The sequence below is a fragment of the Allorhizocola rhizosphaerae genome (genome assembly GCF_003426775.1).
Taxonomy (GTDB): Bacteria; Actinomycetota; Actinomycetes; order Mycobacteriales; family Micromonosporaceae; genus Allorhizocola; species Allorhizocola rhizosphaerae.
In genome coordinates this window covers 1-12,820 of sequence record NZ_QJUG01000063.1, presented here as the reverse complement: position 1 = coordinate 12,820, position 12,820 = coordinate 1, and the positions used below count along the sequence as shown (strand labels likewise).

Annotated in this window: 8 protein-coding genes; 4 read left to right on the top strand and 4 right to left on the bottom strand. The window is 70.1% G+C overall.

Features of this window, described 5'->3' with window-relative positions; all coding sequences use genetic code 11:
- Positions 1-28: 28 nt before the first annotated feature.
- Entirely contained in the window at positions 29-316 is a 288-nt protein-coding gene (locus DM816_RS15750; RefSeq protein WP_117210988.1) for a hypothetical protein, read from the top strand.
- Here the strand turns inward: DM816_RS15750 and DM816_RS45255 are convergent.
- The 3 genes from DM816_RS45255 to DM816_RS15745 are packed head-to-tail and all read right to left on the bottom strand — an operon-like array spanning position 292 to position 3,144.
- Complete coding sequence (locus DM816_RS45255; RefSeq protein ID WP_281274329.1) at positions 292-417, bottom strand: hypothetical protein; 126 nt, start codon at positions 415-417, stop codon at positions 292-294. The genes DM816_RS15750 and DM816_RS45255 overlap by 25 nt on opposite strands.
- Before the next feature lie 6 nt (positions 418-423).
- Entirely contained in the window at positions 424-579 is a 156-nt protein-coding gene (locus DM816_RS42580; RefSeq protein WP_162907509.1) for a hypothetical protein, read from the bottom strand.
- A 54-nt stretch (positions 580-633) separates the two neighbouring features.
- The gene (locus tag DM816_RS15745; RefSeq protein WP_117210987.1) at positions 634-3,144 is read right to left on the bottom strand and encodes an ATP-binding protein; all 2,511 of its coding nucleotides are present in this window, start codon (positions 3,142-3,144) and stop codon (positions 634-636) included.
- A gap of 368 nt (positions 3,145-3,512) precedes the next feature.
- Here DM816_RS15745 and DM816_RS15740 point away from each other — a divergent pair, with 368 nt between their 5' ends.
- A complete protein-coding gene (locus tag DM816_RS15740; RefSeq protein ID WP_162907508.1) occupies positions 3,513-6,548 on the top strand; it encodes a S8 family serine peptidase in 3,036 nt (1,011 codons plus the stop codon).
- A 32-nt stretch (positions 6,549-6,580) separates the two neighbouring features.
- On the opposite strand, the gene DM816_RS15735 is transcribed toward DM816_RS15740, so the two are convergent.
- The gene (locus DM816_RS15735; RefSeq protein ID WP_117210985.1) at positions 6,581-7,735 is read right to left on the bottom strand and encodes an acyl-CoA dehydrogenase family protein; all 1,155 of its coding nucleotides are present in this window, start codon (positions 7,733-7,735) and stop codon (positions 6,581-6,583) included.
- A gap of 172 nt (positions 7,736-7,907) precedes the next feature.
- On the opposite strand from DM816_RS15735, the gene DM816_RS15730 reads away from it, so the two are divergent.
- Positions 7,908-9,260 (top strand): UDP-glucose dehydrogenase family protein, encoded by a 1,353-nt coding sequence (locus tag DM816_RS15730; RefSeq protein WP_425455245.1) that lies wholly within the window; start codon positions 7,908-7,910, stop codon positions 9,258-9,260.
- Between the two features lie 172 nt (positions 9,261-9,432).
- On the top strand, positions 9,433-12,820 hold a 3,388-nt coding region (locus tag DM816_RS15725), incomplete at its 3' end, for a permease (RefSeq protein WP_117210984.1).

Genomic DNA, 12,820 nt, shown 5'->3' with positions numbered 1-12,820 from the left:
GTGTTCGCGGCCACCAAGGAGGGAAGCCATGACCATCATGATGCTGATCGACAACCCGAACGGGTCCCAAGAGATCTACGACAAGGCGCGGGAAAGCCTCGGCCTGGACAAGCCCGCGGGCGGCATCCTGCACGTCGCCGGGCCCAGCCCGAACGGCGGATGGCGTGTCATCGAGGTGTGGGAGTCGCAGGAAGACGCGATCCGGTTCGTCAAGGAACGCCTCGCGCCGGCGCTGAAGGCCGCCGGGGCCTCAGGCCCGCCGCCGCAGCCTCAGTTCTCGCCCGTGCACCTCTACATGACGGCGGTCGAGCAATAGCTGCGGTAGCTGGTGTGGGCGTCGTTGCACACGTTGTAGCCGGCCCCGCCGTAGTGGGGAGCGGTGTCCAGGTTGCGGTCGGCTGCGAGCAGCTTGGGCACGCCGATCTACTGGAAGACGATCGCGTCGGCGAAGCGCCGCTTCAGGTTGATCCGGGCGGTGTGCCGAGCACGCCGATGATGACGGCGGCGGATGTCCACGGTCTGCGGGGGATGGTCATAGCCGCGGTCTGGCTGGCATGGCATCAGCCGGAACAGCGGCAATCTTGACAATCGACCCGCACATTCCGAGATGACCAGACGGCGATCGTGCGGCTCTCAGCGAGCGGCTCCGGCATCCACCCGCTGCGTGTGCAGCCTCAGCGCCCTCGCGTCAAGGCCTAGGTCGTGCAGGATGCGGTCGCATGCGGCGCGATGCTCGACCGCACCCGGATCGTCCAAAATGGACAGCGCCTGGTCGAGACGGGCGTGCAGGCGCGCGGCCTCCAACGGAAGCCGCAGCCGTTGCCAGATGTCCAAAGCACGGCGAAGCGGCTCAAGCGCTTCGCGGAGCCGGCCCTGAGCGAGTGCGAGATCGCCCAATGACCGCAAGGCGTACGCGGCACTGCCCGCGTCACCGAGCCGTTCGAAGGTGGCCAGTGCCCCGCCGATCAGGCCGCCCGCGATCTCCCACTGACCCCGGCGGATGGCCAGGTCGGCGAGTCTGACCTCGGCATACGCACGCGCGGCCGCATGGCCGGCCGCCTCGTGCAGCGCCAAGGCCTCAGCGAGCGCGGTCTGGGCGTCGGCCAGCCGCCCCAACTCGGCCAGGACCTCGCCATGGATGAGCAGCCGCATCGCTGTGATGACGGGAGCCCCGGCGGTGCGCTGAATTGCCACCGCCCGCTCCGACAGCGGCAGGGCGTCCTGCGGGCGACCGGCTTCCGCGTAGGCCACCGCGACCGAGGAAAGCGCCGTCGACACAAGGAGTGGGGACGCGTCGCCACAGGCGGCGAGGGATTGTTCGTAGTATCGGGCCGCCTCGTTGAGCCGGCCGCGCCGCTTCGCGTACAGACCGGCCTGCAGCAGTGCCCGGATCAGCAGATCGGGTTCGCCGAGCGCCCGAGCCCAGGCGAGCATCTCCTCGGTGAGCGCGGGCATCTCGGCGTCGAGATCCTGATCCACATACGCTGTGAACAGCGTTTGCGCGAGACGTAGCCGCAGGCGATCGTGCCCGCCCGAACGGACCGCGGCCAGTGCCTCGCGCAGCGTGCTGATCTGGTCGTCCCGGTGTCCATGCACCCGGAGGAACCCGGCGAGCCGCAACGCGAGGGCGCCTGCCAGATCGGCGCGACCGAGTCGGCGTGCCCGGCCGACGGCCGCCACCAGGGTGACGCGTTCGACCTCGAACCAGCTGACGGGAGCCGCCCGAGCCACGGCCGAGGGGCCTGGTGGGACCGGGCAGTTCAGTAGGTCGTTGCCGTACTCGTAGCCGTGCCCGGACGCGTCGTCAGCCACGCTGGCCAGCGCCAGCCAGGCCCGGAGAATGTCATGTGTCATCCGGTCGAGATCGTCGGCGTTCTCCTCGGCCAGCGCCCGCTCCCGTGCGAACTCGGCGACGAGGTCATGCAGGCGATACCGCTGCTGGCCGACGGCGTCGACGCCCACCGGCTCAAGGAGATGGACGTTGACGAGTTCGTCAAGGAGCGGCTCGGCCGGCCCGGCCGCCAGTTCGTCAGCGACCCAGGCCGGCCAATCCGGCATCCACAGCAGCGCGAGCCTGCGGATCAGCTGCCGGTGCACGTGGCCCAGGGCGCGATAACTGAGCCCGATGCTGGCCCGTACGTCGAGATCGCCCACGGACAGGGCGTCCAGCCGGCCGTGTTCGGCGGTGAGCCGCCGGCCCAGCTCGGCGACCGACCAGTGCGGCCGGACAGCCAGCCGTCCAGCCGCCACGCACAGCGCCAGCGGCGAGTATCCGCAAGCGTTGGCCACCTGCGCGGCGGCGGCCGGTTCGGCCGCGATCCGCGCCGCTCCGGCGATCCGGGCGAGCAGCCGCCGGGCGTCCTCGGGCACCAGCGCGGGAATCGTCCACCGGGCCGTCCCCACCAGGGCGCCCAGATGCCGTCGGGACGTGATGATGGTCGCGCAGCCCTCGGCCGGTGGCAGCAGTGGCCGAACCTGTTCCTCGGTGGCGGCGTCGTCGAGCAGCAGCAACATTTGCCGGCCCGCCAGCAGGCTGCGATACGCCGCCAGCCGCTCGTCGTTATCCGCTGGCACCTCGGCAGGTGGCACGCCGAGCGCTCGCAGAAACCGGCCGAGGACGACATGCGGGTCAACCGGCTGTTCCTGAGCGCCACGCAGGTCGGCGAACAGCTGCCCGTCGGTGAACTCGTTGGCGATCCGGTGCCCGACCGCCAATGCCAGCGCGGTCTTGCCGATCCCTCCCGGGCCAACCAACAATGCCGTGCGCGCCTCACCAGAATCGGCCTGGCGAAGCCGCGCGACGATCTCGACGATCATCGCGTCGCGACCGGTCAACACCGCAGGCGCAGGCATCTGCCGCGGAAGTGCGCCGCCCGGTGGTTCGCCGACCGTCACGGAGCACTCGTCGGCCGCCGATCCCGACGGCCGTGCGGCAGCCGCGCTGAATGCGGCTCTCTGCTCACCATCGAGACCCAAGGCGTCGGCAAGGCGATTGATCGTGTACTGATGCGGGAACCGTCGAGTGCCGCGCTCCAACGCTCCGACGGCCTGAGTGCTGATGGATGCCCGCGCCGCGAGCTGTTCCTGGGTGAGGCCCGCGTTCCTGCGGTGTTCGCGAAGCAGGGCACCGAACGAGAACGCCAAGACCTGTCACCCCTCCCACCCCTCATACGCTGAGCGGCTATCGTATCGAGCCGGGGTGGTGGGACGATGGCGCTTGGGACATCTCCGAAACGCTGAGGAACATGACGCCCGGAGTCGCCCGGGGATTTGTCGATCCCGTCAGCTACGCGATCCTCGCGAACGGCGCGGTCTGCTACACCCTGGTTCCGTCGTCCGAAACCGTTATCCGCTAAATCATCAGGCGCACTTCGCTCATGGCGGGCCGAGGGTCTTAACCGGCCTTCGGCCCACACCGAACATCAGATGACCCACGCTCCACAATGGAGCTAGACTTCGCCTTCGCGACTCGGCAGCGACCGGGGCGCATATGCCCATGTGTAGGAGGATCGATGCCGCTCCGCCATGCGAGCGCTGTTGCGCTCGCCCTGCTGATGGCCGGTCCGGCCACCTCCGCGGCCGCTGCGGCTCCCCCGGCCCAGGCGCCCGGGGTGGAGGCGCACCATGGCTACGACCCGCATACGTTGCTCGTGCGATTCGTGCCTGGCATCGCCGCCGCGAGCCACGAGCGCACGCTCGCGCGCCACGCCGCAACCGTGGTCGGCAAGGTGCCCGGCAGCTCGTTTGTCAAGCTTCGCACCAGCGGCGAGGCCTCCGTCGTCCTGCGCGCCCTGCAGAAGGACTCCGCCGTGCAGGCCGCAGCGCTGGACCGCCATCGGCGGCCCGCGGTGGTGCCTGACGATCCGCTCTACACCGATGGAAGCCAGCCCTATCTGAGCACCGTCCGGCTGCCTGAGGCGTGGGATCTGGTCCGCGACGCGAGCAGCCAGGTGATCGCCGTGGTGGACACCGGCGTGGACCACCTTCACCCTGATCTGGCCGGGCGGACCGTCGCCGGGTACAACGTGGTGAATCCGGCCGCCCCGCCGACGGACTACCTCCCGATCGACTACCCGGAGTTCGGCGGCCACGGGACCATGGTGGCCGGCATCGCCGCGGCCAACACCGGCAACGGCACCGGCATCGCGGGTGCGGCCTGGACCGGGCGCATCATGCCGATAAAAGTGTTCCGTTCCAACGGTTTCGCGCTCGACTCCGACATCGCCACCGGCATCGCCTGGGCGGTCGATCACGGGGCGCGGATCATCAACCTGTCCCTCGGCGGTCCAGGCGACAGCCCTGTGCTGCACGAGGCGATCCGGTACGCGACGAACAACGGCGCCCTGGTCGTGGCCGCCGGTGGAAACAGCGCGGATGCCACAACGCAATATCCCGCGGCGTTCCCCGAGGTGCTCGCGGTCAGCGCCACGGACAGCGCGGGGGTGCTCACCTCCTTCAGCACGCGGGGCGACTGGATTGACGTAGCCGCACCGGGGTACCGGATAATCTCGACGATCCCCAGCGCCGACCGCCGCATGTACCTGACAGGAAACGGCACCTCGTTCTCGGCGCCCATGGTCTCGGGCGTCGCCGCCCTCGTGCGGGCCCGGTTCCCGGCGCTCACCCCGGCGCAGGTGCACGCCCGCCTGCGCGACACCACGCGCGATGCAGGGCCGCACGGCATCGACCAGTTCTATGGCCACGGGATCCTCGACGCGCTGCACGCGGTCGGCGGCCCGGCCGGGGCGGAGTTCCCACGGCCGACATTTCGCCTGCGGGAGCCCAACGACGTGCCGGCGCGGGCCGAGGCGCTGTTCCAGAACAGCGTCAGCTGGGCGGCGATCGAGGTCGAGGGCGATGTCGACTGGTTCAGGTGGGAGTCGGCATCGACGCGAACGGTGGAGTTCCGGCTCACCCCGCCGCCGGTGGACCATTCGATCGCGCAAAACATAGACCCGATTTTGACGGTGTACGACGCACAGCTGCGGTGGCTCGGCGAGGCCGACAGCCGGGGCCCCGGCGGCATCGAGAGCCTGTTTCTCGGCGTCGCCCCCGGCACGCACTACATATCGGTGCGCAATTACAACGGGGGACGGCTCCCTACCAACACCTACGAGGTGCGCGTCGCCACGCCGTCCGCGCCGCCGCCCGCGTTCCAGGCGCCGCTGTCCTATCCGGTGGGTGCACGGCCCAACTCGGTCGCGGTGGGCGATGTGACCGGCGACGGCCGCGCCGACGCCTTGCTCACCACGCGCTCGGGCGGCGCAGCCGACCAGTTCAAGCTGTTCGTCTTCGCGCAGAACGCGGACGGGTCGTTGGCCGCTCCGGTGGGCTATCAGACCCGGTTGTCTTGGGGCGACGATGACGGGGCCGGGCTGGGCGTGCTCGACATCGACCGGGACGGCCGGCTCGACGTGGCGCTCGCCACGTCCGCCGGGGTGGAGGTCTTCGAGCAGAGCGGTTCCGGTGCGCTGGAGCCTGGCCGGCTGCTCCCCGGGACCGCGGGTGCCGCGCACCTCGTCGCCGCGGACATGGACACCGACGGCGACGCGGACCTGGTCGTCAACGGCAGCGCGGGCATCCTGCTGCTCACCCACGAGCCGGACGGCAACCTGCTCCGGTCGGTGGTAAGCGCGGACCGGCCGGGTGAGATAGAGGTGGGTGACGTGGACGGCGACGGCCGGGCCGACATCGCCGGTTTCTCCGGCACGCGGATCCAGGTCTATCACCGCGGCGATTTCGGCTGGAGCAGGACCGAGCATGAGACCGTCCGAGCGGACGATCTTGGTGTCTCAGGGATCGAGGTCGCCGATGTGACCGGCGACGGCCGGGCCGACATCGTCGCCGCCCTCGGCGGCAACTATCCGTCCTCGCGGCTCAACGTCTTCCGGCAGACGGCCGGGGGCGGACTGTCCATTCCCGACGTGCACCAAACCAGGGACATCCCCGAGCCGATCGAGGCCGCGGATCTCGACGGTGACTCTCGGGCCGACGTGGTCACCGTCCACGGTGGACATCGGCTGCTCAGCACGCTGATGCAGCGGTCCGACGGCACACTCGGGGCCCCGCTGACCAACACGCTTCCGTATGCCACGAGTTACCACGTCCAGGGGCTCGCGCTGGGCGACGTCACCGGTGACGGGCGCCCGGATGCGGTGATCGCCGACTACAACACCGGCATGCTGGTGCTCGCCGACCAGGCCGGCCGCGCACCGGGCCGCGATCGGCTGTGGGTGCGCGACATGACACCGGCCGACTTCGCGGTCGGCGTGGCCCAAAGCGCTACCCCGAGCGTGGCGTTCCAGCGGGTGATCGACCCGGCCTCGGTGGACGCCTCGACCGTGTCACTCGTTCACGGCCGGACCGGCATCCCCGTGGCGGCCACGGTTTCCTTCGACGTGGCTGCCAACAGCGTGACGCTGCACCCCGCTGGCCCACTGGAGAGCGACACCCCGTACCGGATCATCGTCGGCGCCGTCCGCGACCACACCGGCAGCGTCCACATAGGACGAGTCACCGCCACGTTCCGGATGGCTTCCGGCCCGTGACGCGATCGAGGGCTTGGTCGGCGGAAACAGCGCTAGATGACGCCCTTGAGCAGCTGGCGGGCCATGACGATGCGCTGGACCTGGTTGGTGCCCTCGTAGATCTGGGTGATTTTCGCGTCGCGCATCATGCGCTCAAGCGGGAAGTCCTTGGTGTAGCCGTAGCCGCCCAGCAGCTGCACGGCGTTGGTCGTGACCTCCATGGCCACGTCGGAGGCGAAGCACTTGGCGGCCGCGCCGTAGTAGGTGAGGTCTGGGGCATCGCGTTCGGAGCGGGCGGCGGCGGCGTAGGTGAGCTCGCGCGCGGCGGTGATCTTCATGCCCATGTCGGCCAGCATGAATTGGATGCCCTGGAAGTCGGCGATGGGCTTGCCGAACTGCTTGCGCTCCTTGACGTAGGCGAGCCCGGCGTCGAGCGCGCCCTGGGCGATGCCGAGCGCCTGGGCCGCGATGGTGACGCGGGTGTGGTCGAGCGTGCGCATGGCGGTGGCGAAGCCGGTGCCGGGCGCTCCGATCATCCGGTCGGCCGGAACCCGTACCGAATCGAGATAGACCTCGCGCGTGGGTGATCCCTTAATGCCCAGTTTGCGCTCTGGTGCGCCGAAACTCACGCCCGGGTCGCTCTTTTCCACTACAAAGGCCGATATCCCGCGGGCCCCGGTTCCGGGCTCGGTCACGGCGAACACGGTGTAGAAGTCGCTCACACCCGCGTTGGTGATCCAGCGCTTGACGCCGTCGAGCACCCAGAAGTCGCCCTCGCGCACGGCTCGCGTGGTCATCGAGGCCGCATCGCTGCCCGCCTCGGGCTCCGACAGGCAGTACGAGAACATGGCGTCGCCCGACGCGACCGGGCTCAGGTAGCGCTTGTTGAGCTCATCGGAGCCGGCGAGGAGCAAGGGCATGGTGCCGAGCTTGTTGACCGCCGGGATCAGTGACGACGAGGCGCACGCCCGTGCGACCTCCTCGATAACGATGGCGGTTGCCAGCGCGTCGGCGCCTGCTCCACCGTATTCCGTGGGTATATGGGGGGCATGAAAGTCGGAAGCGCGCAATGCCTCGTAGCTGGCCTGGGGAAACTCGCTCGTCTCGTCGGCCGTGGCCGCATTGGGGGCGACCTTGGCGTCACACACGGCACGGACCGCCTCACGCACGGCACTGTGCTCCTCGGACAGGCTGTACAGGTCAAACATCACGCCTCCTCACACGCTACCGTCGAGTAGCTTAACGCTGGTTCGAAACGATAGCCGCACGCGCTCAAGGTATGCTTCTGCAGCCCGCTGATGAATGGAGATTCCCGTGACGGTTCCCTACGTAGGCCAGCCCGCATCGGTTACTCCCCCCTCCGGAGCCCCCCGCCCACGCCTGACCTTCCTCGGCTGCGGTTACCTGGGCGCGACCTATGCCATCTGCTATGCGGAGCTCGGCTACGAGGTGCTCGGCTTCGACGTCGACGTGGACAAGATCGAGCGGCTGGCCCGGGGCGAGGTGCCGTTCCATGAGCCGGGCCTGGACGAGCTGCTGCGCAAAAACGTCGCCTCGGGCCGCCTGCGCTTCTCCACGTCCTATCAGGAGACCGCCGACTTCGGCGACGTGCACTTCATCTGCGTGGGCACCCCGCAGCGGGCCAACAGCCTGGGCGCCGACCTGAGCTACGTCGAGACGGCGGTCACGGGCCTGGCCCCGCACCTGACCCGCAAGGCGCTCATCGTCGGCAAGTCGACAGTCCCGGTGGGCACGGCCGAGTGGGTCGAACAGCTGGTCGAAAAGCACGTGCGCCCCGAGCTCGGGGTGGAGGTGGCGTGGAGCCCCGAGTTCCTGCAGGAGGGCTTCGCGGTCGACGATGTGATGCGGCCCAACCGCATCGTCGTGGCCACCAAGACCGAGTGGGCCAACTCGCTGCTGCACATGGCGCACAAGGGCGTGTTCGACCTGGCCGCGGTCGAGGATCGCGAGGTGCCCGTGGTCAACACCGACTTCCCGACGGCCGTGCTGGTGAAGCACGCCGCCAACGCGTTCCTGGCCACGAAGATCTCGTTCATCAACGCGATGGCCGAGGTGTGTGAGGCGGCGGGTGGCGACGTGACCGCGCTGGCCCGCGCGCTCGGGCACGACCCGCGCATCGGCAACCGCTTCCTGCAGGCCGGGCTCGGCTTCGGCGGCGGGTGCCTGCCCAAGGACATCCGCGCGTTCCAGGCCCGTGCGCAGGAGATCGGGGCCGGCGAGGCGCTGCGCTTCCTGCACGAGGTGGATCTGATCAACCTGCGCCGGCGGCAGCGCGTGCTCAACCTGGCGGCCGAGCTGCTGAGCCGGCGCTTCGGCCCGGCCGGGCCGGACCTGTCGGGCGCGCGGATCGCCGTGCTCGGGGCGACGTTCAAGCCCAACACCGACGACGTGCGCGACGCGCCCGGGTTGGCCGTGGCCGGGATGATGGCCCGGGCGGGTGCCGAGGTGCGCGTGTACGACCCGCAGGGCATGGAAAACGCGAAACGCGCCGTGCCCGAGGTCACCTACGCCAAGTCGATGGTCGAGGCGGTCACGGACACCGAGCTGGTGTGCGTGCTCACCGAGTGGGCCGAGTTCCGCAACGCCGACCCGGTGGCGCTCGGCGAGGTCGCGGCCGCGCGCAATGTCATCGATGGGCGCAACTGCCTCGACGCGCCGGCGTGGTCGGGCGCGGGCTGGACCATTCGCGCGCTCGGCCGAGCCACTGTGTAGCCGTTTCATCCGCGCGATCTACACATAAGGGACTTGCGCTAGTAGGCCTTTCTTCGAGAGAGTCGATCCACACAGGACGCGTCGCGTTGCTTCGCACACGCACAGTGTGTGTGCGCGGGTGGCGTGCCGCGTTGCTTCGCACGCGCAGGGGTGATGGTGTGGAGGGCGGGTCATGAGCGAAGAGACCAAGGGCCAGAAGGTGACCGCCCCGTGTCCGCACTGCGGCTTCATGCGCGATCCGACGCTGCGCTGCCCGAAGTGCGGGCACCAGCCCGACGTGCTCACCGACGAGCTGGCCCGGGTCAACAAGGCGATCGCCGAGATGAACCAGCGCGACATCCAGCTCAAGACGGAACTGAAAAAGAATTCGCAAACCATGCAGGCCGCGCTGCACCAGCGCAATCTGCTGATCAGCACCGAGGCGGAGCGCCAGAAGAAGGGTGCGCCCAAGCAGCGCCCGTGGTCGCGCCGCGGGCAGCAGGGGCCGGCCCAACCGGTGCCGCCCCCTCCGCCGGTACCCCCTAAGCAAAGAAGGCCACGGCAGACCATCCAGGTTGAGCCACATCTGGAACCGGAAGCGTCGCCGCGGCTGGTGCAGAACGTCCTGCTGGCCCTCGCGCCGCTGCTGCTCGGCATCACGGCCGTCATATTCGCGCTGGTAGATCTTCGGGACAACGTGAACCCGGCGACGCGGCTGTCGGTGCTGGGCATCGTGACCGCGCTGCTGCTGGTGCTGCCGCAGATCCTGGTGCGCCGCGGGCTGTTCTCGACGGCCGAGTCGCTCGCGACTGTCGGGCTTGGACTGTTGCCTGTGGACGGTTACGTGGTCGCGCAGGTGTTCCAGGGCAGCGGAACTTCGCAGACCACCGTCTATGGGATCATCTTCGCGGTCTCGGCGGTGGCCGCGTTCGTGTTCCATCAGTTCACCGGGCTCACGTCGGCGCGCTACATGGTGGTGCTGTTCAGCCAGCCGGTGCTGCCGCTGCTCGCCTGGGATCACATCAGGGGCCCGGCGGGGTGGGCGCTTGTGTTCGCGATCGTCGCCGCGCAAAACGCGTTGATAGCGTGGGGTTTGGAGCACTATCACCGTCCAACCCCGACGCCCACGACCAAGACCTCCCACTGGCTGTGGGAGGGCACGTGGATCCTGCACGGCCTCGCGCTCGGCACCGCCCTGGTCTACGCGATCTCGGCCCTGCTCACCAGCAGCGACGTGGCCGCCTCGTCGCGCGCCGCGCTGACCCTGCTGCTCGCCGCGGCCATCGGCGTTCTCGGGTCGCTGATGCTGCGCAAACGCCCGCTCGGCGAGGTTGCGTCGGGCCTGCTCACCTTCGCGATCATCGTCTCGGCGGCGCGGGTCGCGCTCATCGCCATCCCGGGCAACGCGATCCTCATCATCGCGATCGTCGTGTTTGGAACGAGCCTGGCCCTGCGCGCCCTGCCGGCCGAGGCTCGCCGTGGGCCGCAGTTCGCCTCGGCGGTCGCGCTCGGCATCGTGAGCCTTTTCGTTGTGGGCGAGGCACTGCAGGCCGCGATCGCGCCGACCCGCGCCGCGCTTCCACTGTGGACAGCCAATGTGGAGGGTTATCAAACCCTTGTGGCGCAATACTCCACGGGCGCCAGCTGGCGGCTCGTGGTGACCATCGCGCTCATCACCGGGGCGGCGTTTCTGGCCCTGCCGCCCGCCTTCCGCCGCGAGAGCGCTATCGCCGGCGCCGCCCTGACCGTCCTCGCCGCGCCCGCATCGCTTCACCTCGGCTGGGTGGCCAGCATATGGTTGCTCACCCTGTCTGCCGTGGCCTTTCTCTTCTTCTGGGTACCGATCACAGCCCGCGCGGCGACGGCCCAGTCCATCGCGTTCGTGGCGGTCGCGCTCGGCGCCCTCGGCGTGGGCCTGGCCCGGCAGTGGTCGACCGCGGGAGTCCTCGCCGCCATCACGATCGCCGGTGCGGCCGTCGTGCTGCTTCACCGCGCCCGCCCGGGACCGCTTGAGGCCCAGCCGATCACGGACACGGCAGCGGGCGCCGCGGCGTTCGCCGCGCCCGGCGCCGTGGCCACGGGGGTGCTCACGCTCATCCCTGGCGTGTCGACGGGCGTCGCGCTGACCGTGGGATACCTCGCGGCGAGCGCGACCCTCGCGATGGTGACGGTGCGCCTGGTTGCGCACCGCCGCATCGGCATCCCGCTCGCGATCGGCACGGGCCTCGGCGCGCTGCTCATCACGGGCGCGGCGTTCGGCATGGACGGGGCGGAAGCGATCGACGCCGGCGTGGGCGCGCTGCTGCTCGCGGCAGCGATCCTGCTGGCCCTGGCACCGTCCATTGACGAGGGTCGGCGCGCCGACCGGGTGCTCGACGGGGCGGACGTCGCCGCGGCGGCCGTGACCATCGCGGTGGTCGCGTCGCTCGCGCGCACGGCCGAGCTGCTCTCGCCGCGGCAGTGGATGTTCCAGAGCGCGGTGGCGGTGCTCATCGTCGCGATCGGGGTGCGTGCGCTGCCCGCGCAATGGCGGCGCGGCCCGTCCGTGGGAGCGGGCATCGCCGGGGCGGTCATCGGCGCGATCGCGGGCTATCACGCGCTGGCCGGGGGCGTGCGCGCGGTCACGACACCGGGCGAGCTGTTCGAGGCGCAGGTTTCCGACGTGGCCGCGCCGACGTCGTTCGGCTGGCAGGTGCCGGCGGCGCTGGTCGTGCTGGCCATCGCGGCCGCCGTGGCACTGCCGAGGCCGCGCAACTACGACGCGGCGGCGGGAGCGATCGTGCTCGCCACGCTGGGCGCGCCCGCCGAGCTGGGCTGGCCGTGGTGGTCGCCGATCGTGCTGGGCCTGACCATCGCGACCGTCTACGCGATCGCGTCGACCGTGGCCGTCGATGCGCGTGCCGGTTACGCGCGGCTGACGGTGGCGATAATCGTCGGGCTGCATGCCTTGCTGGCGAGTCTCGTGTTGCTGTGGACGTTCGCGGCCGCGCTGGCCGTCATCGCGTTGCTCACGGCGGTCGTGGCGGGCGTGTCCTCGGTCATCACTCGAATGTCCGTCCAGGACAGTGCGCCGCCGCCGAGTCACCTGGAAGTCGTTGGTGGGACGGGACTTCTCGGCGCGCTGCTGACCGGCCCGGCGGCGGTCGCGGCGTATGCGGCACACTCCCAAGTGGACGCCGATGCCGTGCTGACGGTGACCATCCTGACCATCTTCGGCATGCTTGGCCTGCTGCTGCTCGCCAGCCGATACATCGGTGGATATCTGGGCTGGGGCACGGTCGGCATCGCCCTGTCCAGCACGGCCGTGGCCGTGGCGGCGCTCATCCTCAACCGGCCGGCCGGGGTTTACGCGGCGGCGGCCGTGCTGTTTGTCGTGCTGGCCGAGCTGTTGCGGGCCAACGCAAGGCCACCCGCGACGCTGCCGCGCATAGAGCGCGAGGAACGCCTGCCCGGCGGGGCACGCCGCTGGCGGATGGGCTCGGACCTGTGGGCGCGGCGGCGGTGGCCGACCCGGCCCGGGTCGATGGCCGCGGCCGGTACGGCGGCACCCGCCATCATCGCGGTCGCGTCGCTGGCCCCGG

Coding starts and splice junctions, on each gene's coding strand:
- DM816_RS15750 (WP_117210988.1), top strand. CDS start 29: ATGACCATCATGATGCTGATCGACAACCCGAACGGGTCCCAAGAGATC.
- DM816_RS15740 (WP_162907508.1), top strand. CDS start 3,513: ATGCCGCTCCGCCATGCGAGCGCTGTTGCGCTCGCCCTGCTGATGGCC.
- DM816_RS15735 (WP_117210985.1), bottom strand. CDS start 7,735: ATGTTTGACCTGTACAGCCTGTCCGAGGAGCACAGTGCCGTGCGTGAG.